Source organism: Vibrio sp. HI00D65 (assembly GCF_001635455.1).
In the GTDB taxonomy this organism is placed as follows: domain Bacteria; phylum Pseudomonadota; class Gammaproteobacteria; order Enterobacterales; family Vibrionaceae; genus Vibrio.
This window is the reverse complement of record NZ_LWEH01000091.1, coordinates 157,258-179,564: the sequence shown is the minus strand read 5'-3', so window position 1 is coordinate 179,564 and position 22,307 is coordinate 157,258. Positions and strand designations below refer to the sequence as shown.

General features: G+C 42.6%; 35 protein-coding genes. 32 read left to right on the top strand and 3 right to left on the bottom strand.

The window, feature by feature from the left end:
• Positions 1–24: 24 nt before the first annotated feature.
• The 26 genes from A3712_RS09530 to A3712_RS27345 all read left to right on the top strand — a co-directional run bounded on the left by A3712_RS09530 (position 25) and on the right by A3712_RS27345 (position 14,604).
• Entirely contained in the window at positions 25–486 is a 462-nt protein-coding gene (locus tag A3712_RS09530) for a GNAT family N-acetyltransferase (protein WP_082856213.1), read from the top strand.
• Between the two features lie 401 nt (positions 487–887).
• Positions 888–1,337: a DUF3291 domain-containing protein gene (locus A3712_RS09525; protein ID WP_063523243.1), complete on the top strand. Its 450-nt coding sequence runs from the start codon at positions 888–890 to the stop codon at positions 1,335–1,337.
• A 350-nt stretch (positions 1,338–1,687) separates the two neighbouring features.
• The gene (locus tag A3712_RS09520; protein WP_063523242.1) at positions 1,688–2,173 is read left to right on the top strand and encodes a GNAT family N-acetyltransferase; all 486 of its coding nucleotides are present in this window, start codon (positions 1,688–1,690) and stop codon (positions 2,171–2,173) included.
• A 69-nt stretch (positions 2,174–2,242) separates the two neighbouring features.
• On the top strand, positions 2,243–2,632 hold the full coding sequence (locus A3712_RS09515; RefSeq protein WP_063523241.1) for an HIT family protein: 390 nt from the start codon (positions 2,243–2,245) through the stop codon (positions 2,630–2,632).
• A gap of 46 nt (positions 2,633–2,678) precedes the next feature.
• On the top strand, positions 2,679–3,287 hold the full coding sequence (locus tag A3712_RS09510) for an MSMEG_1061 family FMN-dependent PPOX-type flavoprotein (protein WP_063523299.1): 609 nt from the start codon (positions 2,679–2,681) through the stop codon (positions 3,285–3,287).
• Positions 3,288–3,292: 5 nt separating this feature from the next.
• Positions 3,293–3,724 (top strand): NUDIX domain-containing protein, encoded by a 432-nt coding sequence (locus A3712_RS09505; protein WP_063523240.1) that lies wholly within the window; start codon positions 3,293–3,295, stop codon positions 3,722–3,724.
• Between the two features lie 102 nt (positions 3,725–3,826).
• Positions 3,827–4,549: a riboflavin synthase gene (locus A3712_RS09500; protein WP_063523239.1), complete on the top strand. Its 723-nt coding sequence runs from the start codon at positions 3,827–3,829 to the stop codon at positions 4,547–4,549.
• A complete protein-coding gene (locus tag A3712_RS09495) occupies positions 4,549–5,121 on the top strand; it encodes a GNAT family N-acetyltransferase (RefSeq protein WP_231891787.1) in 573 nt (190 codons plus the stop codon). The genes A3712_RS09500 and A3712_RS09495 overlap by 1 nt, the downstream gene beginning before the upstream one ends.
• A 44-nt stretch (positions 5,122–5,165) precedes the next feature.
• Entirely contained in the window at positions 5,166–5,795 is a 630-nt protein-coding gene (locus A3712_RS09490) for an HAD family hydrolase (protein ID WP_063523238.1), read from the top strand.
• Between the two features lie 186 nt (positions 5,796–5,981).
• Entirely contained in the window at positions 5,982–6,398 is a 417-nt protein-coding gene (locus tag A3712_RS09485) for a GNAT family N-acetyltransferase (RefSeq protein WP_063523237.1), read from the top strand.
• Between the two features lie 45 nt (positions 6,399–6,443).
• Positions 6,444–6,878 (top strand): GNAT family N-acetyltransferase, encoded by a 435-nt coding sequence (locus A3712_RS09480; RefSeq protein WP_063523236.1) that lies wholly within the window; start codon positions 6,444–6,446, stop codon positions 6,876–6,878.
• 63 nt (positions 6,879–6,941) lie between these two features.
• Positions 6,942–7,277 (top strand): 5-carboxymethyl-2-hydroxymuconate Delta-isomerase, encoded by a 336-nt coding sequence (locus tag A3712_RS09475; protein ID WP_063523235.1) that lies wholly within the window; start codon positions 6,942–6,944, stop codon positions 7,275–7,277.
• A 70-nt stretch (positions 7,278–7,347) separates the two neighbouring features.
• Positions 7,348–7,704: a hypothetical protein gene (locus A3712_RS09470; RefSeq protein ID WP_063523234.1), complete on the top strand. Its 357-nt coding sequence runs from the start codon at positions 7,348–7,350 to the stop codon at positions 7,702–7,704.
• A gap of 123 nt (positions 7,705–7,827) precedes the next feature.
• On the top strand, positions 7,828–8,367 hold the full coding sequence (locus tag A3712_RS09465; protein WP_063523233.1) for a GNAT family N-acetyltransferase: 540 nt from the start codon (positions 7,828–7,830) through the stop codon (positions 8,365–8,367).
• 27 nt (positions 8,368–8,394) lie between these two features.
• Entirely contained in the window at positions 8,395–8,787 is a 393-nt protein-coding gene (locus A3712_RS09460; protein WP_063523232.1) for a hypothetical protein, read from the top strand.
• A 10-nt stretch (positions 8,788–8,797) separates the two neighbouring features.
• On the top strand, positions 8,798–9,271 hold the full coding sequence (locus tag A3712_RS09455) for a GNAT family N-acetyltransferase (protein ID WP_063523231.1): 474 nt from the start codon (positions 8,798–8,800) through the stop codon (positions 9,269–9,271).
• 68 nt (positions 9,272–9,339) lie between these two features.
• Complete coding sequence (locus tag A3712_RS09450; protein WP_331710872.1) at positions 9,340–9,663, top strand: VOC family protein; 324 nt, start codon at positions 9,340–9,342, stop codon at positions 9,661–9,663.
• A gap of 92 nt (positions 9,664–9,755) precedes the next feature.
• Positions 9,756–10,172, top strand: coding sequence for a VOC family protein (locus A3712_RS09445; protein WP_063523230.1), 417 nt, complete (start codon positions 9,756–9,758; stop codon positions 10,170–10,172).
• A 42-nt stretch (positions 10,173–10,214) separates the two neighbouring features.
• Positions 10,215–10,622 (top strand): GNAT family N-acetyltransferase, encoded by a 408-nt coding sequence (locus tag A3712_RS09440; protein WP_063523229.1) that lies wholly within the window; start codon positions 10,215–10,217, stop codon positions 10,620–10,622.
• A gap of 60 nt (positions 10,623–10,682) precedes the next feature.
• Positions 10,683–11,264, top strand: a complete 582-nt coding sequence (locus tag A3712_RS09435) for an HD domain-containing protein (RefSeq protein WP_063523228.1) — start codon at positions 10,683–10,685, stop codon at positions 11,262–11,264.
• 165 nt (positions 11,265–11,429) lie between these two features.
• Positions 11,430–11,843, top strand: a complete 414-nt coding sequence (locus A3712_RS09430; protein WP_063523227.1) for a GNAT family N-acetyltransferase — start codon at positions 11,430–11,432, stop codon at positions 11,841–11,843.
• 67 nt (positions 11,844–11,910) lie between these two features.
• Complete coding sequence (locus tag A3712_RS09425) at positions 11,911–12,303, top strand: hypothetical protein (RefSeq protein WP_063523226.1); 393 nt, start codon at positions 11,911–11,913, stop codon at positions 12,301–12,303.
• 162 nt (positions 12,304–12,465) lie between these two features.
• Positions 12,466–12,723: a hypothetical protein gene (locus A3712_RS09420; protein ID WP_063523225.1), complete on the top strand. Its 258-nt coding sequence runs from the start codon at positions 12,466–12,468 to the stop codon at positions 12,721–12,723.
• A gap of 104 nt (positions 12,724–12,827) precedes the next feature.
• The gene (locus tag A3712_RS09415) at positions 12,828–13,832 is read left to right on the top strand and encodes a S66 family peptidase (RefSeq protein WP_063523224.1); all 1,005 of its coding nucleotides are present in this window, start codon (positions 12,828–12,830) and stop codon (positions 13,830–13,832) included.
• Between the two features lie 40 nt (positions 13,833–13,872).
• Positions 13,873–14,394: a GNAT family N-acetyltransferase gene (locus A3712_RS09410; protein WP_063523223.1), complete on the top strand. Its 522-nt coding sequence runs from the start codon at positions 13,873–13,875 to the stop codon at positions 14,392–14,394.
• A 51-nt stretch (positions 14,395–14,445) separates the two neighbouring features.
• Positions 14,446–14,604: a hypothetical protein gene (locus tag A3712_RS27345; RefSeq protein ID WP_157618731.1), complete on the top strand. Its 159-nt coding sequence runs from the start codon at positions 14,446–14,448 to the stop codon at positions 14,602–14,604.
• Positions 14,605–14,692: 88 nt separating this feature from the next.
• On the opposite strand, the gene A3712_RS09405 is transcribed toward A3712_RS27345, so the two are convergent.
• Entirely contained in the window at positions 14,693–15,025 is a 333-nt protein-coding gene (locus A3712_RS09405) for a PBPRA1643 family SWIM/SEC-C metal-binding motif protein (RefSeq protein ID WP_004741022.1), read from the bottom strand.
• A 339-nt stretch (positions 15,026–15,364) separates the two neighbouring features.
• On the opposite strand from A3712_RS09405, the gene A3712_RS09400 reads away from it, so the two are divergent.
• The 5 genes from A3712_RS09400 (at position 15,365) to A3712_RS09380 (ending at position 18,507) form a co-directional block, all read left to right on the top strand.
• Positions 15,365–15,760 (top strand): nuclear transport factor 2 family protein, encoded by a 396-nt coding sequence (locus A3712_RS09400; protein WP_063523222.1) that lies wholly within the window; start codon positions 15,365–15,367, stop codon positions 15,758–15,760.
• 86 nt (positions 15,761–15,846) lie between these two features.
• Entirely contained in the window at positions 15,847–16,578 is a 732-nt protein-coding gene (locus tag A3712_RS09395; protein WP_063523221.1) for an SDR family oxidoreductase, read from the top strand.
• Positions 16,579–16,674: 96 nt separating this feature from the next.
• Positions 16,675–17,301 carry a type B chloramphenicol O-acetyltransferase gene (gene catB / locus A3712_RS09390; protein ID WP_063523220.1) on the top strand — a complete coding sequence of 209 codons (627 nt, stop codon included), beginning with the start codon at positions 16,675–16,677 and terminating at the stop codon, positions 17,299–17,301.
• 470 nt (positions 17,302–17,771) lie between these two features.
• Positions 17,772–18,005 (top strand): hypothetical protein, encoded by a 234-nt coding sequence (locus A3712_RS26665; RefSeq protein WP_082856212.1) that lies wholly within the window; start codon positions 17,772–17,774, stop codon positions 18,003–18,005.
• 52 nt (positions 18,006–18,057) lie between these two features.
• Positions 18,058–18,507, top strand: a complete 450-nt coding sequence (locus tag A3712_RS09380; protein WP_063523218.1) for a GyrI-like domain-containing protein — start codon at positions 18,058–18,060, stop codon at positions 18,505–18,507.
• 82 nt (positions 18,508–18,589) lie between these two features.
• Here A3712_RS09380 and A3712_RS09375 read toward each other — a convergent pair whose 3' ends face one another.
• Complete coding sequence (locus A3712_RS09375) at positions 18,590–19,249, bottom strand: glutathione S-transferase (RefSeq protein ID WP_082856211.1); 660 nt, start codon at positions 19,247–19,249, stop codon at positions 18,590–18,592.
• Positions 19,250–19,353: 104 nt separating this feature from the next.
• Between A3712_RS09375 and A3712_RS09370 the strand changes: the two genes are divergently transcribed.
• Positions 19,354–21,609, top strand: a complete 2,256-nt coding sequence (locus A3712_RS09370) for a peptidase U32 family protein (protein WP_063523216.1) — start codon at positions 19,354–19,356, stop codon at positions 21,607–21,609.
• Between the two features lie 163 nt (positions 21,610–21,772).
• Here A3712_RS09370 and A3712_RS09365 read toward each other — a convergent pair whose 3' ends face one another.
• Positions 21,773–22,237, bottom strand: a complete 465-nt coding sequence (locus tag A3712_RS09365) for an acyl-CoA thioesterase (RefSeq protein WP_063523215.1) — start codon at positions 22,235–22,237, stop codon at positions 21,773–21,775.
• Positions 22,238–22,307: the final 70 nt, after the last annotated feature.

Sequence of the window (22,307 nt, the reverse complement as noted above, 5' to 3'; positions counted from 1 at the left end):
AGTAATTGAATTTGGGAATTTAATATGATGACTTTAAGAACTGCAGACACTCATGAGTTAGATGATATTTATCTTATGGGCTTTGATGTATGGGGAGGTTCCGCATCTGTCGATGAGTATTTAGCTTGTTGTAATAAAAGTAATAAGTATCAGAAGGGAACTTGGTATGTGCTTCTTGAACATCAAAAAATCTTATCTTCCTTGATTGTTTATCAGGGAGTGTTTGGTCTTGAAGATGGTAGCTGCGGGCTTGGTTCCGTAGCTACACCTCCAGAGCTAAGAGGCAAAGGTTATGCTTCAAAGTTAATTAACATGATAAAGAATGAGTTACTCCAGAATCAAAATAATACGGTGTTGTTCTTATATAGTGATATCGACAAAACGTTTTATAGGCGGTTAGGGTTTACAGTGACTGAAGGTTCTGACTGCATGTACATTACGAGTGATGGTAGGGCGTTCAAAGAGACGCTGCCTAGGTATTTTTAAACGCACACGTCATGTGAGCTCTTTCGCAAGAATAATGACTGGCGCTTGAAACATAAGGCTTGGCATTTAATTGAGGTAACGAATGAGAGTTAGATTATCAGGTACCAGTGGGTACATCGGTTATCACATTTATAGAGTGTTCGTAGAAAGTGGCTTGGAGGTATTTCGGTACTCTTGGGACAAATAGTGTTCACCCTTTCAGTTGGCCCTTTATTTGAATCGACAGAGCTTATTAGCAACTACATAACACGTTTATGTACCACAATTAATAGCAGAACGACCAGGTCGTTGCCGTATTAGAGAATGAAGTATTAGTGACAAATTAAGGTTAGCGAATCGCCTTAGGTATTGCTCATTAAAGCGATTACATTTTCATCATAATTATAAAAGGAACAAGCATTGTGAAACTCGCTCAATTAAACATCGCTCTCGCGAAGTACCCTTTAGATGCACCAGAGATTAAAGACTTTGTCGATAATTTGGATTTGGTAAATGACATTGCCGAAAGCAGTGAAGGGTTTGTGTGGCGTCTGAAAGATGAGTCTGGCGATGCAACCAACATAAAAGCGTTTGATGACCCGAATATGATCATCAATATGTCTGTCTGGGAGTCTGTCGACGCATTAAAGAACTTCATGTTTCGCACTCACCATCGGGACTTTATGCGGAGAAAGGGTGAATGGTTTCATCGCCTAGCGGAAGACACGTATGTGCTTTGGTGGGTTAAGGATGATCACATCCCAACTCTAAATGAAGCGATTGAACGTTTGGATCATCTTAGAGAAGTGGGAGATTCTCCTTACGCATTTACCTTCAAAACAAACTTCACTGAGGAAGAAGTACCAAGATAACCTGCTGTTGGAACTTGTTAGTGGTAGGCTTACTTTAATAACTGGCTCATAAAAAGTTTTCTTAATAGTCGCTCTTTGCTAATAATGTGTATCACTACACACTTCCGCATCTATCCGGGCTAGTGGCATATTTGCTATGTTAGTCAATATGTTACGGAAATATATGAGCCAGTTAGCTAAGGTTTATAACTTCTTTTAATCACCCAGTTTCGACTTTTTGCTGCTGCGGTCTCCTTTTGTAACATACGAATTATTAACAGGGCGCCTCCGATAAATAAGTACCACATAAATGTGTCAACTTGGCGGTAGTAGAATCCGTGTTGCCATCAATTTGGTTTAGGAGGAAATTCATGATCAGGGAAATGTCTAAATCTGACTTTGAGTCATTTTGGCCTACTTTCTCGGCAGTGATTCAAGCACAAGAAACCTATGCTTTTGATCCAGAAATGACGATAGAACAAGCCTTTTCGCTTTGGTGTGAACAGCCATTAAAAACTTATGTCTATACCGAGAACGACGTTGTTTTAGGATCGTACTATATAAAGCCCAATGCAATGGGGCCAAGCGGGCATATTTGTAACTGCGGTTACATGGTTTCTGAAGAGGCAAGGGGGCAGGGAATCGCTCGGTCTTTGTGCGAGCACTCGCAACAAGTCGCGATTGAATTAGGCTTTGAGGCGATGCAATTCAACAGTGTCGTGTCGACGAACAAAACGGCAATCAAGCTTTGGGAGAGGCTTGGCTTTAGTATTATCGGATCGATTCCCAAGGCCTATAAGCATCCTCAATTAGGCGCAGTGAGCAGCTATATCATGTACAAATCACTTAAAAAGTAATTAAGCGCGATGTATGGCTATAACCCTTTAAAAAGGTTAACGCTCAAAATAGAACCTTGGAGACTTTAAATGACGATAGTCGAGAAAATTGTTAGCCGTGAGATAGAAGCTGCAATTGTTTACGAATCTGATGATGTGGTTGCGTTTGCTGACCACAATCCGATCAACTTTGGGCATATTTTGATTTGTCCCACACACCCTTACACCAACTATATCGATGTACCAGAAGTTGTTCTCACTGAAATTCATTCTGTCGCTAGGCAGGTGTATCGACGTATTGAAGAGGCATTTAAACCTGATGGTATTTCATTCTTGCAAAATAACGGTGAGTTTAATGAGTTGTCTCATTATCATCTACATATCTTTCCAAGATTTGAGGGCGATCAATTTGGTTGGAAAAGTAGTGAACTCGGCATCCAAAGTATGGAGAAACTGCGCGAGTCATTAAAAAATTTGTAATTATAGTGAAAATTAGATGCACAAAAGTGCACGAAGAGGCTTAACAATGAGTGAAATAAAAACATTGGAACAATTAAATGAGCTTTATGCTGAGCCTAGTAAAAGAGCTCAAAATAAAGTACTTCCAGTACTGGATGCGCATGCTATTACTATGATCAACCATTGCCATTTTGCTGTATTGGGAACGACAGACTCGTATGGCTTTAGCGATCTTTCTCCAAAAGGTGGCGAGCCCGGTTTTATTAAGGTTGTCGATGAGTCTACGGTCCTAATACCTGACAGTTCGGGCAACAATCGAATTGATGGTTTAAAAAACATCATCAACACCCCTGAAGTAGGATTACTGCTGATGGTTAATGGGATTGATGAAGTGGTACGTATTAAAGGTAAAGCCAGCATCCATACCGATCCAACCTTGCTTGCTGCTTGCCTAGATGGGAAGAAAGCCCCAAAAGTCGTGATTAAAATCGCAGTAGAATCTATGTACTTTCATTGTGCTAAGGCGATAATGAGAGGCAAGCTTTGGTCTGATACGTTCAAAATAGAGCGTTCTATCTTGCCGTCACTAGCTCAGATTTTTAAAGATCAACAAAAATCTGAAGGCCAAGCGATCAATCAAGACGAGATGGTTAAATATTATCATTCGACACTGTAATATTTATGAAAAATATAGTTCAAATTATCTTTGTATCAGGGTCCAAATTTTTACTGGGTTTTCGTCAAAATACTGATGCGTTCGACCAATACTGGGGATTCCCTTCTGGAAGAATAGAGCAAGGGGAGTTACCTCGGACCGCAGCAGAGCGAGAAGCGCGCGAAGAGGTTGCGGTTGACGTGAGTAACTTAGCACTTTTCGCGATTGTCTCTGACCCAGAGCTACCCATTTGTCACTATTTCTACCTATGCCATAAATGGGGTGGCGACATAGAGAATGCTGAGCCCCATTTGTGTCGAGAGTTGCGTTGGTTTGAGCGTGATGAGTTACCCGAAAATTGCACACCGATAACATACTTAATCACTCAGCAATTGAATGACACCGCGCTTACAAAAAACGTAAAGCCAGAGCTTAACCAACCAAAGCTTTGTGCTTAAGTAGATCTGTGCTGAGTAACAGGCTTTTCATTTAAGCTAGTGTCGTTGGGTATTAGTCAAACGTCACTTTGTGCCAAAACTAAACGCAATAAGAAGGAAGATATGTTTACAGGTATTGTACAAACCGTTGCTAACATAGCTGAAGTCAGCGATAACAACGGAATAAGAACGTTCGTCATAGAGTTTCCAACAAGCTTTTGTCACGATTTGGAAATTGGCGCCAGTATCGCAATTGATGGTGTGTGTTTGACCGTTACTGAGTTGCTGTCAGACGTTCGAGTGAAGTTTGACGTCATGCTGCAAAGTCTATTAATTACTACCTTAAGCAATTATGAAACTGGTCAATCAGTAAACGCTGAGAGGGCGGCAAGAGACGGTGCTGAAATTGGCGGTCACCCACTTTCTGGGCATGTTGATTTTAATGTTGCAATCATCCAAATATCCCAAATTGAAGATAACTACTGCGTGCGCTTAGCGCTTCCTGATGAGTGGAAAAGATATGTATTCCCAAAAGGTTATATTGCGATCAATGGAGCAAGCTTAACCGTTTCTGACGTTAATAAAGTTGAAGGGTGGTTTGAGGTTTGGCTAATCCCAGAAACCCGTCGAATGACCGTCTTTTCATCGAAATCAGTAGGCAACTTCGTCAATATAGAAATCGAGCGTGGTACTCAAGTTGTTGTCGACACGGTGCGTGATACTTTAAACGAAAACTTAGGTCCACTATTGCCTTTATTTGAGAAGTTGCTGTCAGAGCAAGGTGTCGATTTAGATGCATTGGGTTATAGGCCTAATACATTGGGCTGCTCAAACGAACAAAAGTAATGCAGATTGGTACACAAAAAAGGAGAGTAGTTGAAATGTTAGAAACGGCTCGAACTCAAATTGAAGCAATGGGTAAGAAACATGCGGCAGCGCTTTTACAATATCATCTAGAAAATCGCTGCCATTTAGCTCCTTGGTCTCCCATACGTGACGAGCAATTCTATACCTTGGAGTATTGGGAAGACTTTTGTCATGCCAGTGAAGCGTTATTCGAGTCCGGGAAAGAGATTAAATTTGTCGCAATCGACAAAGAAACGAGAGAAGTTGTCGGTGTCTGCAGTTATACCGCCATTGCTCGAGGTGTTTTTCAGGCATGCTTTTTGGGCTATCACATGGCACAAAAATATGAAGGTAAAGGTTTTATGACTGAAATTCTTGAGGTCACACTTCGATACATGTTTGATGTTGTCGGTCTCAATAGAGTTATGGCGACCTATATGCCACGTAATAAGGCGAGTGAAAAAGTTTTGTTTAAGCTTGGTTTTGAAAAAGAAGGCTACGCCAGGAAATACCTGAAAATCGCAGGGAAATGGGAAGATCATATTCTTACCTCGAGGATTAGCGACAACTAGAAAGTACAATGATGAGCAAATGACACAAGGAGAGTAAATTGAAAATGTATGAAGTGTACCTATTTGATATGGACGGTACATTGGTTAATTCAGAACCTCTAAAAGGCAAGGCTCTCGCATTAGCATGTCTAGATTATGGTGCAACGGTAGACCACAATATTTACAAAGAGGTGATGGGAGAAAGTTGGCAGGTGGTGACAAACCACTTTTTCAAGCATGCTGACATAGCTCCAAGTTTGTCTGAGTTTAATCTAGCTTTTCGTTCACACTATGAGCAAATGCTAGGTGAGCAACTTGAACTGAATGATGGTGCTAAGGCTTATCTCGAAAGCTTGAAACTTGCTGGCAAAAAATGTGGTGTGGTGAGCTCTGCGGCAACTTGGATGGTTGAAAATATCTTAATCTCGTTAAAGCTTGAAGATACCTTTGACCTAGTTATCACACAGGAAGATGTGACTAACCATAAGCCAGATCCCGAAGCATACAATCTTGCTTTATCTGGGCTTAACGCTTCACCAGAACAGACTATCGTGTTTGAAGATTCAGCTGCAGGTATTCAAGCAGGTAAAGCAAGTGGTTGTGATGTTGTTGCAATCCAGCATGAGTTTAATGGAAAGAATGACTTAAGTGACACCATAAAAGTCATCAATACATATGAAGAAATGTCCCTTTAAGCATCTAGCGACCATATGGACTGTAACCCTAACCTGGGCCATCACCTTTTTATCGTCAGGTACCCATCCCCCAATCTACGCAATAGATCGCCAAAAAAATTTGAAGACTGGCTTGTTGCCCCGGCAGAAGTTTCAATAATGAATGAGTTATTTTATACAACTCGACAGACTAGGAGTACTTAGCAAATGGAATACACGTTAGATACCGAGCCATCAGACTGTGACATCAGCGAAGTTCGCGCTGGCCTAATCAAACACAATACGCCATTTCTTGAAGGCATACCTAAATCTCAAGTGGCCTATTACGCCATGGAAGGGGATGTTAAGCTCGGTGGTGTTATTGCGGATCTTTGGGGAAACTGGCTATTAATCAAGTTTCTTTGGGTCGATGACTCAATGAGAGGCAAGCAGGTCGGCAGCCAGTTACTGCAACGCCTAGAAGAGTACGCACGGTCCCAAGGCTGTACGTCATCATTGGTCGACACGTTAAGTTTCCAAGCTAAACCTTTTTATGAGAAGCATGGCTACCAATGCCAAATGGTGCTTGAGAATTACCCTCTAGACTCATCATTAGCGTTTCTCACTAAGTCGCTAACAGAGTAATCATATAGGGCAAGGGTGAACACAAACAGACATAAGGTAAGTGAAGTGATTAATATTCGAGAGATGTGCATCGCTGATTATGATTCTGTGATTAACCTATGGTGCGAAACCGAAGGTATGAGTATTCGCGATGCAGATTCAAAACAGAGCATTGCGACTTATCTTGAGCGCAACCCTGGCTTGAGCTTCGTTGCAGAGTCTAAACAAGGTGTGGTTGGTGCGGTGTTAGTAGGGACGGATGGCCGTCGTGGCTATTTGCAGCATCTAGCGGTAAGTACTGAATTTAGAGGACAAAAACTAGGTTGCAAACTAGTAACTGAAGCGGTTAACGCATTGGCTGGGGTAGGTGTACCCAAGACACATTTATTCGTGTATAACGATAATATTAACGCTCAGAAATTCTATGAAAAGTTAGGCTGGTTTCCACGTGATGAAGTGCGGATGTACTCGTTTAATAGCTCGGGTAACAGTAACGCCTAACGGATCTATTGTGTCAGAAAAAGCAGCACATAACTAAAACTAGGTTAACCAAAGGAGCAAGATTTGCCTCATTGTATTATCGAACACTCGTCGACAATTAACGCCGAGCAACTGAACAAGAAAGTGTTTTTAGGAGCACTAAACTCAGAGTTATTCGAAGCCGATGGACGAGACATTAAAGTTCGAAGTATCGCTTATGAGAACTACCAAACGGGTACGGAAAAAGAAGATTTTATCCATGTGACTGTGCGTATATTGTCTGGCCGAAATGACACAGACAAAGCAATGCTTTCTGAGACAGTGATGACGCAATTGCTGTCTTTGTCCCTCAGCAGAGCATCGATCACCGTTGAGGTGGTAGATATGGACAGACATAGTTATGCAAAGGTCGTTGTTTAATAGCCTGGAAGTCAGTCTTTTATGCTGATTTTAGTACCATCACTCCAACTCGCTACAGGAATATTAGGAAATGTTGTTTATCTATAAATCTCAACCTTTGATTCATGGTCCAGAACTATGCTCTGAGCTGGCCGATTTTTTAGCTGACAACAAGAGCAAATTTGAGGATAAATTGGTTCCAGACCTGTCGTACATCGATGATATGGCACAAGTGGTCAACGGAATCAAAATCAAAAGTGTGCAACATGTGAATCATAACCAGTACCGTCTTGAATATGCGTTCGACTGGGAGCTCTTCCTCGGATGTTCTGATCGAAATGAAACAGGCGTGGAAAATGGACGTGTTCTGTTTATCTTGGAAGACGATAATAATCTTAATTTTGATTTTCCAGATATGAGCTCTCGCGATACCTATGACGAGTTTTAACTGACACGCGGGGCATTGCTGTGAATTGATATTGATTCTTTAGGCTTGGCATGAACGATACTCAATGAGTAACGCGATAAAACATTTCTGCCATTTTTAGGCGAAGTTGGAATAGGAGTAGTAATGAAAATAGTAGAAGCACAACATTCTGATTTAGAGAATTTATTCGTGTATCTAGATACACAGTTGTCAGAAATCGCATTAGAAGAAACACCTTTATTCCAGCCAGTCTCAAAGTCCGAGTGTAAAATGTCGAAAGCACAAAAGGCTCGTTTTTCTGATGGGTTTAAGTTTGAGTTTGGAGAGAATGGTTGGCGAAAAATTTGGTTAGCTAAAGATTCGGATGGTGCTATTCGCGGCCATATCGACTTGCGTCATCATAATGGCAATTACTGTTCACACCGGGTGTTGCTTGGCATGGGGGTCGACAGCAACGTGAGAAAGCAAGGCTTAGGTTCCAAGTTAATGGATGTGGCGACTCAATATTGCCGAGAGCACGAAGCGATTGATTGGCTAGACCTTAATGTATTGTCAAACAACGTTCCCGCTAAAAATCTTTATTTGAGAACGGGGTTTACTGTTGTCGGCGAAATGGAAGACTACTATCGAATTGATGGTCAGTCGGTGTCTGAACTAACAATGACGCAGCAAACTAAAGGGTAAAAGGCCCAAGTCAATCAGGAGGCTAACATGAGCAGACCAATAGCAATTCTGATTCATGTTCCAAACATCGAGCAAGGACTCAGCTGGTATCAAGCCGCCTTTCCCGAGTCAGTCGCCATTTATCATCCGTCTTCTGACTTTACGACTCTAGATATCAATGGTTTTTCTATTGAGATTGTACAAACGGATGAGAAAGTTGGCTCTGGTAAAAAGGGAACAGTCATTTATTGGTCTACAGAGGATTTTGACAAGTCACTTTTGCATTTTCAGTTAATTGGATCTCAGTTATACAGAGGTCCAATGGAGATCGAAGGTGGATTAACGATGTGCCAAGTCGAGGACCCTTTTGGAAACTTAATTGGTTTACGAGGTATTCGTAAAAATATCGCTTTTAATGAGACACGAATAGATAGCGAATAAAGGAATAACAATGATTACTATCGAAAGGCTTAATGATGCTCATATTGAGCAAGTTAATGAAATTCAGCTTGCAGATGAGCAGGTTAAGTTCGCAGGAACAGCAATGGACTTTTTGTCAGACGGTTGTGAGACCACGCATCTACATATTATTAAATATGGCAATGAGGTGGTGGGCTTCTTTAAGCTTGATGTTGCTTACCCGGCTGGCTACAAATTTTGTCCTGAAGGTAGTGTTGGTCTAAGGGCGTTTGCTCTTGATAAAAACCAACAAGGTAAGGGGTTAGGTACTGGCGCAGTGAAAGCGTTATTTCCTTATCTAGCAGCCAATTACGAAGGGTATGATTGGATTTACTTAACGGTTAATTGTAAAAATCCCGCAGCCTATAACTGTTATGTTAAAGGTGGTTTTGAAGATACTAATGAACAGTACCTAGGGGGCGCTGCTGGCCCACAGTTCATTATGCGTGGAGCTATCAGTACTTAACTTAAATCTGTTTATCAAAAGGCAACTGGGAATCAAAAGGAAAGGCATTGAAAGTTTAATATCTTGAAATTGTTACCCCCGAAATAGACACGGTTTGTGCAACTTACGCACAGATCTACGATGTGAAGTTTAGTGATGCGGATGTGAACTTAGGGGGTGCTCGTACCGCTAAGCTTTCAAATGGTGGGGTTATTGGTGTGAGGGGACCACTTCGTGAAACTGAGGAGCCAGTCGTTCGTCATTACACACTGGTGAAAGACATAGAAGCTGTAGTAAACGCCGCTGAAAAGTTGGGTGCTGAAGTTGCCGTTCCACCAATGGAGTTACCACGTCACGGAATGTGTGCTGTTGTCATTCAAAGTGGTGTTGAACTCGGTTTTTGGCAGCTGTAGCTGGTCGTTTACCAAAAGGTAAAATATAAAGCAGCATTTGTTCTTAGGAGGGAACATGTCAATTACATCCCACACCCATAACAAGGTAAGTTATGAAACAAAATATTGTCCATATTGCACTTGTCGTAAAAGACTACGATGAAGCCCTAGATTTCTACGTAAACAAACTCAAGTTTGAGCTTATCGAAGATACCTACTTACCAGAAGAAGATAAGCGTTGGGTTGTTGTTGCTCCACCTAATTCACGCGGTGTGAGCCTATTATTGGCGAGAGCATCCAAGCCCGAGCAACTGGACTTTATCGGTAATCAAGCTGGTGGTCGTGTATTCCTATTCCTAAATACCGATGATTTTTGGCGTGACTATGAACGTATGGTGTCTTTGGGAATCAAATTCGTTCGAGAGCCGAAAGAGCAAGGCTACGGAACTGTGGCGGTGTTCGAAGACCTTTATGGAAACCTATGGGATCTTCTGCAATTAAATCCAGATCACCCGATAGCGAATCGATAAGCCTGAATCTTACAAGCCAACACCAAATGGTATCGGAGCAACATGGACATAACCAAAATTTCAGCTGCTGATGTGCTGCCCATTCGTCATCAAGTACTGTGGCCAAGCAAACCAATGTCGTTTTGTGCGGTAGAAGGCGATGAGAATGCCTCGCATTATGGTGCTTATATTGATGACCAATTAGTTTGTGTTGCTTCTATTTATGTTCAAGAGAAGCAAGCCAGGCTTCGTAAGTTTGCCACATTGCCAGAATATCAAGGGCAGGGTGTTGGCTCAAAGGTCATCGAACACATCATCAAAGACCTACAAGCGGATCAAGTGTGTTATTTTTGGTGTGATGCTCGCACAACTGCTTTGGGCTTCTATCAAAGGTTTGAGATGCAGGTCGAAGGCGTTGAATTCCAAAAATCGGGAGTCTCTTACTACAAGATGTCGGTTCGGTGGGGGTAAAACTATCACTGTAACCCTATTCATCTCTTAAAACATCAATTCAAGTTAAGGAAGCGTATAGTGGAAGAAATCAAAGGCATTTTGGAGTTCATGGCTGAAGTGGAAAAGTTGAAAGATGTTCATAGACAAACGAGGCCTGTGGGTCTGGATCGCTATGAAAACTCCGCTGAGCATAGCTGGCATGTCTGTTTGAGTGCTCTGATGCTGAAAGACTATGCGAATGAAGAGATCGATATTACCCGAGTGATGAAGATGTTGCTGATACACGACCTCGGTGAAATCGATGCAGGTGACACGATTATCTATGCCAGTGAAACAGAAGAAAACAAACTTAAAGAGAGAAACTGTGTCGAGCATTTACTTGGGTCATTACCGAGCCATCTAAGATCCGAATATTTGGAGTTATGGCTAGAATTTGAAGCGGGTGAGTCACCGGAAGCAAGGTTCGGTAAAGCGATCGATAGAGTGCCCCCTTTACTCCATAACATCCATGGTGGCGGTCATAGCTGGAAGAAGCACAATATATCTAAAGATAAGGTACTGACATTCAACGGTGAACGCATCTCTAAAGGCAGCAAGGCACTATGGAGCGAACTAGAAGTTCAACTTGAAGCCGCCGCCGACCAAGGGTTATTGAAGTAAATTTAAATCCAGCTTGCCAAGGTCGATGGACAAGAAATGACATCATCCCCCTTTGGGCTGTTATATGCCCTTTAGATTGTGACATTCTCATCAAAATATCGAGATACTGTTTATTTATACAGTTGCGGTGTGTATTATCACTGCTCATCAAAAGGAGCAGTAAAAATGGCGTTCAAATACGAAGAGAGAGTCCCTAATCCAGACGAGTTTTGTGAGATGCGGGTGAAAGCAAAATTGTCACCGAAGTCACTAAAAGCAGCCACAATCGCTTTACCAAATAGTTTATACGGCATCTCAATTCGAGATGGTGACCAACTCATTGCGATGGGGCGTGTTGTCGGTGATGGTGCATGTAATTTTGAAGTGGTTGACGTCGCCGTAGATCCAATCTACCAAGGGCAGGGCTTAGGTAGAAAAGTGATGGAATACATCGACAATTACCTATCTTCTGTGGCACTGGAAGGGTCGTATGTTTCCATGATTGCTGATGAACCAGTGTTTTATGAGAAACTCGGTTATAAGCTTGTATCTCCTTCTAGCCAAGGCATGACAAAGAAGTTTCCACCCAAGCACATGTAATAAAAACTTGTGGCTCTACCATGGCGTTATGCGAAGATCCTCAAGTTTAAAAGGGACACATCAATTAATGAAAAATAGAATCTTTGCGTTATCACTGCTTTGCCTATCAAGCAGTGTATTTGCTGATAGTGAATTACCAAGCAGTAGTTATGAAATGACCGTTGTAGTGGTAGAGCAATCCCTAAAGCGCGACTTTCCATCGGTTAAGTTTGATTACCTTGGCCAGACGCTTACCACGAGCGTTGATGAGTGTTCGTATACAGGAACGCTCTCTGAACATAGCGACAACACGATTCTTCTATCGGCCACGATGTCATGCACTAATAAAAGTGGATCAAGCTACAGTGAGATGCCAGATTTCGTGCTCAAGCCTGAGGGTGGTGAAGCGAGTATGAGTTTTGGTGATGACGACACTGATGTGTGGACATACACCGTCACAGTAAAGAAGCTCGATTTATAGTTAACCTTCTTTAGCAAGGTGACACATTAGCCACGGCACTCTCGTCGTCTTGTGTAGCGTAACTACATGCCATGAGACGTCGATCAATACAATAAGTTAGATAATCCAACGTTAGCTTGTTACTATGCAATCAACTTTATAAATGCACAATGGTTTATATAAATGATTGATAGTAAGTACATTAAACACCCATACTACTGTGAAAGCTGTAACTCAATGACTCCACACCTTGCTATGAGCAGCTCTGTAGAGGAGCAAAAGGAGCAGGCGGAATCAGAAGTAAGACAGTGGAAAATAGGGATGTTAATGGAGTATATCGTAAACCTGTTCTTTAAAGACGACAAAGACACGCCTGGATTTTTCATAGACCAAGAATATCAATATCAGTGTGAGAAGTGCGGCACCAAGTCATGGCATTGATATTATGAGATTTTGTTTCAGTTGATACCTAACTTTTAGCATCTAAAACTTCAGCTAATAAGGCTCATTATGCCGTTTCCTTTTTGTTATGGAGGACAAAGGAAGTGATTTACCCAAAGGCTTTAAACATCGGTGACAAAATTGGTTTTTTCTCACCGTCTTCCCCTGCGACAGTGTTCGCTCCCAATCGATTTGCTCGCGCTAAAAACTACTTGGAATCAAAAGGTTTCACTTTGGTTGAGGGCTCTTTGACGGGGAAGTCTGATGGTTACCGTTCTGGCTCTATTCAAGCAAGAGTCGAAGAGCTAAACCAACTGATTCGAGATCCTGAAGTTCGCTGCATTATGTCTACAATTGGCGGCAATAATAGCAACTCGTTATTACCGTATATTGATTATGAGGCACTCAAAAATGATCCAAAGATCATCATCGGTTACTCCGACGTAACCGCATTGCTATTGGCGATTCATGCCCAAACTGGCTTAGTCACATTTTATGGTCCAGCACTTGTTGCCTCATTTGGTGAGTTTCCACCGCTGGTTGATCAAACGTTCCAATCATTCAGTGAGTTGTTGTGCGAGAGTACAAGTCAACGTCAATACATAATGCCCAAGGTATGGACGGATATTAAACATGATTGGGAAACTCAGAACTCCGCGAAGTCAGTCTATGACAATGAATGGAAGTTTATCGGCAAAGGAAAAGTTAGTGGCCGAGTGATTGGTGGTAACTTGAGTACGATGGCTGGGATATGGGGTAGCCAATATATGCCCGAAATTCTCGATGGCGATATTCTCCTTATCGAGGACTCATTGAAGGGTATCGAAACCGTAGAGCGCTCTTTTGCACACCTATTGGCTTGCGGAGTATTTGATAAGGTGGGCGCTATCATCTTAGGTAAGCATGAGCTGTTCGATGATAAAGGAACAGAGCGAACACCTCTTGATGTGCTTCTTGAAGTGTTAAACGGTAAAAGCGTGCCGATACTGTACGGGTTTGATAGCTGCCACACTCATCCAATGTTGGTCACGCCACTTGGCGTTCGAGGGAGTATCGACTTTGATAATCAGACCTTTGAGTTGCAGGGACCTTGGGTTACTAACTTCTAGTCTCATAATGTGTCGGGAGTTCATTTGGAAAAGGAAGTACATGGAAATCATATCTGAAATTGAAGTAAGCAAACAACAGCATCAAGCGATTACCACACTCAGGAACAGTGCATTTCCAGAGCATCAGGTTCAACGTTCATACTTCAAGCAATTACCCCATATGCGTGCGCTCCAACTGGAACAAGGTAAGTTGGTTGGTTATCTTGGCCTTGACTATCGAATGATCAACGTTGGCGGCCATGCTTTTAAAGTACTAGGTGTTATTGATTTTTGTATCGCCGAGGACGTTCGAGGTAAAGGCCTTGGTTCAGCAATGCTTTGTGAGCTTGATGCTTATGCAAAGGAGAGGGATGTTGACTTCATTATCTTAATCTCTGAGTTACACAGTTTTTATTCGTCGCAAGGTTACAACAGAGTCGTTGCTGACCATTCTTGGCTAAGACTCAATGAGCATTTAAATTATGGTATCGCTGTTGAGGAAGTTGACGACCTTTATGTTAAATCGATCAGTGGGGCGAGTTGGCCTTCCGGGAAAGTCGATTGGTTAGGGTATATGTATTAGGACACGGTCATAGCACGCGCAAGAAAGGTGCTCCTTTCAGCAAACTGAGTTATGAGCCTGTCTATACTGAGTTCCGACAGCTGGACCATCGATGGCTTTGGCTCGCTAGACTCGTTTATCTTGTCTGGGTTTATTTCCAATGGAGTAACGGGAGATTACAAATGTACTCGATGCGGTACCTACTTAGAGACGCCGGACAATCTAGATTGATGTAGGGTTTGAGTAAATAAAAACGGGAAGATCTAAGCGATCTTCCCGTTGTCTTTCGTTTTGCTATTGGCAATTCAATTCAGAAGTCTTAAGCGCAACACTTCTTATATTTCTTACCGCTACCGCAAGAGCATGGGTCGTTGCGGTTAGGTGTCTTTTCGAACGTCATCGTTTTTGGCTTATTTAGGAATGTATCAAGCTCGATGGTGTTCTCTTCTTGTTGCGCGTCTACTGTAATTTCAACAACGAACTCTTGCTCTTCAGCCAGTGTTTCGATTTCAGCTTTGCGAGTTTCGTTTTGAACCGTTACTTTGATTGGTGCTTCTTCAGTACCCGCTTTTACATCGCGGTTTACGTTGTAGCCTGCAAGGACGTGGTTTTGTCTTGTTTCGATACGGCCTTTGAAAAATAGTTTCGACATGGGGTACTCAATAAGAAATAGTGTTATGGCGCTAATGTTCATCTTGATAGCGCATGGAGCGGGGGATTATACGCATATATTCAAATTGATAAAGCTGAGATCCAAACATAGACAGCAATCTTTTTTACATGGTAATGTCGATCGGTGTGGAGTATTGACAGCAACTTAATCTGCACGGCTCGCGATGAAAAATAGACGATTTGTAGAATGGAGGCCATGACCAAAAACATGCGGCCTGACAAGGTTTTAGTATTATTTTAAGCTCGGTATTTGCTGAAGCCTAGCTCCACCGTTAATGTGTGTTAAATCAGAATAATAGCGAACATAAAGGATTAGGTAATGACATCAAAAGAGGTGGTGCTAAATTTTTGGGATGCAATGCGTACTAACGATTTTGCAAAAGCGAGCGAATGGTTGGCGGAGGATTTCCAAGGTTATTGGCCACAGTCATCTGAGCTAACCGTCGGGCGAGATAACTTCACAGCGATCAACTCTGAATACCCAGCAAATGATGTATGGAAATTTACGCTCAACTCGATTGTATGTGAGGGCGATACTGTTGTTACCGATGTGTCAGTGACTGACAGCGTTCTTAATGACCGCGTGATTACCTTCCATACCGTAGTTGACGGCTTGATCCAAAAGCAAACCGAGTTTTGGCCAGATGGCTTTGCTCCGCAAGACTGGCGCTCAAAATGGGTTCAGTTAGTCAGCCCTGAATCACTCAAACAATAACATCAAATGTCACAACACGATCTCACAGAAGCGTACGTGCATAACAACAATCAGATAAACAAAAAGTCAGCAAGTTAGGGGAGTCCATGAACAAGGTCGTAATTGTTACCGGTGGAAGCCGAGGTATTGGAGCTGCAACATCTAAGCTTTTAGCAAAACAAGGCTATGCGGTTTGTGTCAATTTCATCCAAAATGAATCGAGAGCTGAAGCACTGGTTAATGAAATTAGAGAACAAGGTGGTACTGCTATCAGTGTACGTGCAGATGTTTCGGTTGAATCAGACGTTAAATCCTTGTTTGAAATTGCACGCAATAAACTCGGGCCTGTAACTCATTTGGTTAACAATGCGGGTATCTTGTTTACTCAATCTGCATTAGAAGAGATAGAACTGGATCGCTTTGAAAAGGTCATGAAGTCAAATGTATCGAGCTGCTTCCTCTGCAGTAAAGCTTTTATCAAGCAAGCGGATGGTGCTGGCTCTATTGTGAATGTATCGTCTGCAGCGTCACGCACCGGAGCGCCATTTGAATATGTAGATTATGCCGCTTCGAAAGGTGCAATGGACTCACTTACTAAAGGCTTATCTCTTGAACTGGCGTCAAGAAACATCCGTGTCAATGGTGTAAGACCTGGCTGTATCTATACTGAAATGCATGCCGATGGCGGCGAGCCGGGTAGAGTAGATAGGTTGGCTTCACAATTGCCACTACAACGAGGTGGTACGCCAGAAGAAGTCGCAAACTCTATCGCATGGTTACTGTCAGATGACGCTTCTTATGTGACAGGGTCATTTATTGATATTGCAGGCGGACGTTAGTATACGGTAAGGCTTTTACGTAAAAATAGAAATTAGTTAGAATCATGACCGCAATAAATAGTACCAAACTAAAAGAACGAAACTAAGAGTACAAATATGAATAACTATTTTGAAAGCCCATTCGTGGGTAAATCACTTAAAGAACAAATAACCAACCCAAATATCATTGTGGGTGAGCACAGTTACTACTCCGGCTACTATCACAACCATAGTTTTGATGATTGTGCTCGCTACCTGCTTCCTGACCGAACGGATATCGACAAGTTGATCATCGGTAGCTACTGCTCGATTGGTTCTGGTGCAGTGTTTATGATGGCAGGCAATCAAGGTCACCAAAACCAGTGGGTGAGTACATTCCCATTTTTTTATCAAGATGACGAAAAATTTGAAGGGGCAATCGACGGCTTTGAACGTTCTGGAGACACTGTGATTGGTAATGATGTCTGGATTGGCACAGAGGCGATGATCATGAGTGGCGTAAAGGTTGGCGACGGTGCCATTATCGCCAGCCGTGCAGTCGTAACCAAAGACGTTGAGCCATACTCAATTGTCGGTTCTAATCCAGTTCGTCATATCCGCTATCGTTTTAGTGAGACTGAAATTGCGCAGTTGCTAGAAATGAAATGGTGGGAATGGAATGAAGAGCAAATCAAAGGTGCAATGTCCTTGATGTGCTCTTCTGATATCGATGGCTTGTACCAGTATTGGAAGACCTTTGCTTAATATCTTCAGCTTGGTAAATTGAATCGCGATTTAGCAAAGATACCGGCTCAGACTTGAAAGTAGAGTGCGGTATCTTCTTCGCTCAATAAGGACATCATCTCTAATATTAGCCCCACATAATGTCTTGTGCGTAGATAACAAGCTTCCAGATCGATCAAGGTACAAACCAAATAAGATTAACGTGACTTACATAAGTGAATGGTCATAAGTTACTTGCATCACACATCATTTCGCATTAGCGTAATGTATGAGTTGGAAGTGTTATGATTAGTTGCGGTGATTGCGTCTATATTGAGATTGTGTATGTGCACGGGTCCCAGTTAAACCCACGTTGCACTCTGGTTAATATCTCGAAGATACTCCACGTAACCAAGAACGACTCGTTATGTTGGCAAGAATTATCGAATTACAAGTATGTTTGAAAGCCCTCATTTTAAGCAAACCTCTTTCAAAACGTCATAGGGTGACATATGAATAATTCAATAGAACAAAGCTACTGCACATCTTGCCGTGAGCGTACGCAACACGTTGTTGTTTTGGTGAGAAAGGAAAGTGAATTTAAGGGCAAACCAAACCAAAAACGGCTGGAGTTTATCTCCGGTCTGGTCAAAGGCTGGTTTCTTGGCGGTTTTGTCGCTGCCATGGATGAATTTTCTCGCCATGTTGTTTGTGAAAAGTGCGGACATAAAGAGATCCAAGACTAGAATCGAGCTTATTTAACAGTTAACGCAATAAAATAGCTCAGGAAATAGAAGCGTGAAAGAACAAATATTAGAAACAATAAAGGCGTATGGCTTCGCGGTAAGAACTAACAATACCGACGAGGTTGACCCAGCGAATGCAAAAATTGGCGAATTGTGGCAAGGCTTTTATGAACAAGCTTTTCCAAAGTTGACTCCGGATTCAAAGGTATACGGCGTTTACACCAACTACGAATCAGATTTTACGGGTGATTTTGATGTGATTGCATGTACCAATGCGCTCACTGATAACACTATGGATGATCTAGTTGAAACCAATATCGAGGCGGGTAAGTATCTAACGTTCTCGGCACAAGGCGAGTTGCCACAAGCGGTGATCGATTTGTGGGGAGAAGTATGGGCGTATTTTAACGCGCCAGATTGCCCACATACACGAACGTACACAACAGACTTTGAACTGTACAAAGGCGAAACTGAAGTTGAGATTGCAATTGCGATTCAATAATCTTTGAGCGTAGGTGCATTGTGTAAAAATTAGTGGCATTAAAAAGCCGCTCGGAATGAGCGGTTTTTTTTGTGGTTTGGTCCTAGCCAAAAAGACAATCCTGCTTGGTGTCTTTCCATAATGGGTAGCGTTTCATTACTTGCGTATAGAGTTTACTTTCGAGGTGTGACCGTAACCAACGCCCAACATTCTGGTATTCAGACTGCACAAACCATTTCTTTTCTACTCTTACAAACTGGCTGACGAATGGCATCACGGCAAAGTCCGCTAGGCTAGGGGAATCTCCAAACAAATAGTCATGGTTGGCGAGCTTAGCATCAAGCTCGCTGATAAAGGCTTCGCACAAATTTCTGCGCTGCTCGATGTCGTCATTGCGATAGCGAACAGAAGCGCGATATTTTTCTAAGTGGCCAATAAACTCATTGTCATTACGTTGAATGAGCTGGTCGATTTGCTCACTGAGTGAAGGGTTACTCGAACGAAGAAGATCTTGAGGATCGTTCTGTTGAAGCGCCCACATCATCATATCTAAGCTCTGCTCAATAACTTTTCCATCGGATAACACTAATACTGGAACCGTACCTTTTGGCGAACTGGCCAATAGTTCACTAGGCTTGTCTTTGGTGACGATTTCTCTGAGTAGTACTTGTTGTTTAGATAAGGCGATGACCATTCTCCCACGCATCGCATAAGGACAGCGACGCAGAGAGTACAGGATAGGTAAAGCTGAAGGATTAGGCATTGTTGAGGTCATTGAGTTTGAAAAGTGTTGTACAGTGGTAAACAGATCGTGATGTGGGTAGAATACGCGGCTTAAAAATTATAAGTAAGTGAGCGACTTCAAAAATGAGCAGAAAAATTGAGTTATTAGCCCCTGGTGGCGATGTAGAAGCGATCAAAGCAGCCATCGTAGCCGGAGCAAATGCAGTTTATTGCGGTTTAGATACCTTCAACGCTCGTAACAGAGCTTCTAACCTGTCGTTAGATGAGTTGAACGGGGTAATCCGCCTTGCTCATGAATACGGTTGTGAGATCTTTCTAACGCTTAACGTTGTGCTGCTGGAGCATGAAACAAAGAGCATCACTAAGCTATTAAACCAGCTGGTGAACACCAAGGTAGACGGCATCATTGTCCAAGATTTGGGCTTGTTTAACCTAGTGAAGAAGCACTTCCCATCGTTAGATGTTCACGCTTCAACTCAGCTAACCACGCATAACGAAGGTCAGATTAAGTTCCTATCTAAGATTGGCGCATCGCGCGTTAACTTGTCGCGTGAGTTGAATCTGCCTGAAATTAAAATGCTAACTGAAGTTGCACACGACCATGATGTACTGACAGAGGTGTTCGTACATGGCGCATTGTGTATCGCGTTTTCGGGTCAATGTTACTCAAGCTCAGTAAGTGTGGGTAACTCAGGTAACCGCGGCCGTTGTAGCCAAGCATGTCGTGATGAATATGAAATCACCAATGCGGGTAACCGTTTCCCACTGAACCTAAAAGATAACTCTGCCTATTACGATTTGCCTGAACTGGTAGACGCAAAGGTAGACTCGCTAAAAGTCGAAGGCCGTATTAAAGGCGCACACTACGTTTACACCGTGGTAGATACGTGGCGCAAGCAGATCGATAGCTTTGTACAAGAGGGTTTGTTGCTTGAAGACGATTCTAACCTACACAAAGTATTCAACCGTGAATTCACGAACTCTTTCCTTAAGGGCAACTTAACGAAAGACATGTTCATCGATAACCCTCGTGATAACAGCATTAACTATGCGGTTGAACAGGCGAAAGAGAAGAACAACGAAATCTCAGTGGTTCAGATTCAAGAAGCGACAGTACAGTTGCATGAAGCGAAAGATGTACTTGGCGACGAAATGCGTGACAAGATTAAGTTCCTTGATATCCGCAAGACGCCAGTTGCTATGTCTTTCAGCGCAAAACCAGGTCAGCCATTTACGGTGACAGTGAAGACAGAAAAAGAGAACTTCACCCTGCAATCTAAGTCGCAGCTTACTGCTACAGATGAGAAAGCGATTACTCAAGAGCTACTTGAGAAGCGATTCAAAAACGTGAAGAGTGCGGTTCACACACTAGAGAGCCAAGACTTCAGCGAATTGGACTCTGGGCTAGTGATTCCGTTGAAAGAAATTTCTGACATTAAAGACGAAATTGACTTCATTCTGAACGGCTCTGTTGAAGTGATTAAGCACGTTGAAGTGCCAGCACTGCCACAGCACCCTAAAGTCAACGAGAAGCCGACTATGTCGATGCTTATCGCTAACGTTGCGGACTTGCACCTATGTGATGTGACGGACGCGGACGTTTACTTCAAGCTCCCAGAAAGCTTTAAGAAGCGTTGTAACAAGTACATTGATATCTTAGCGGCAAACCCACGTTTGATTCCGTGGTTCCCTGCAGTATTGATCGGTAAGGACTACGACGAAGCCGTTCGTATTCTTGAAGTCGTTAAGCCAGCTCGCATCGTGACTAACAACACGGGTATCGCATACAAGGCTTACGAGATGGGAATCGAGTGGGTTGCTGGTCCATTCATGAACACGACAAACTCTCACGCATTATTGACGCTTAAAGAAGAACTAAACTGTGCGGGCGCGTTCATTTCAAACGAGATCAACAAAGGTCAGATTCGTCATATTCGCCGTCCAGAGAACTTCAAACTGTTCTACAGCATTTACCACCCAATCTTGATGATGACGAGCCGACAATGTTTCTTCCAAAGAACAGTAGGCTGTAACAAACCAAGCATCGAAGCGGGTTGTATGTTGAAGTGTGAGAAAGCAACTACTATTACTAACGTGAAAGGTATCTCGTTCGCGGTTGATAAGCAGAAGGGTGGCTACCCAAGCATTTACAACCACGAGCAGTTCCTAAACCATGACGCTGTAACGGATTTCTCTGGCCTGTTTGACGAATTCTTCATTGACCTAACCAACATCGGCGCGGGTTCAAAAGAAGTTCAAGACAAGGTAGAGCTGATCAAGCACTTCGAAGGTTTAATCAACGGCGTTGAAGGCTCACAGCAAAACCTAGAGCAACTTGTCGAGATCCGTACTAATGCTCAATACGTCCAAGGTCTATAGGGTCTAGGGGCTTGATGGTTCACGGCTTATAGGGGGGAAGGTTTATAGCCCTCAATATCTATAGCCCAAGCTTATAAGGTCAAAAGACTAAACAAAAAGCCACTCAATCGAGTGGCTTTTTTGACGTCTGAGGTTTCTAGTTTGTATTGAATTAACGAACCATTTATTCCTGTGCTGCTTCTTGTTTGAAGCATGGGCTTTTAAGCGTGTTCATGCGTTCAATTTCATTGGTCAAACGCAGTGACAGCAGCGCTTTTTGGTTCGATGCAAAGTCAAACATCACGATAGTTGCTGTACCTACAGTTGTCAGCTTTTGCTGTGCTTTACTGACGATCGCGTATTCCATGGTAAAGCGGTCATCTTGAATGTCGGTGACTCGTGAACCCACCATCAAAGTATCAGGGTAGGTGACAGGTCGGAAATATTTACAATAAGTGTCGCCAAGAACAGGGCCAACTTTGGTGATTGCCATCTCTTCCATCAGCTCGACGTGTTTAAAGAAATCTAGGCGAGCGGTTTCAAAGTAGCGAAAATACACAGCGTTGTTGACGTGATTGAGTGCGTCCATTTCTCCCCAAGCGACTGGGATTTCTGTTACCACCGGGTAGTCAGATAATAATGCTTCCATGCGAACTCTCTTATTGTTATTTATCCTTCATTGCAGTAAAAACCCTACCGCTTATTTAACAAAACTGCAA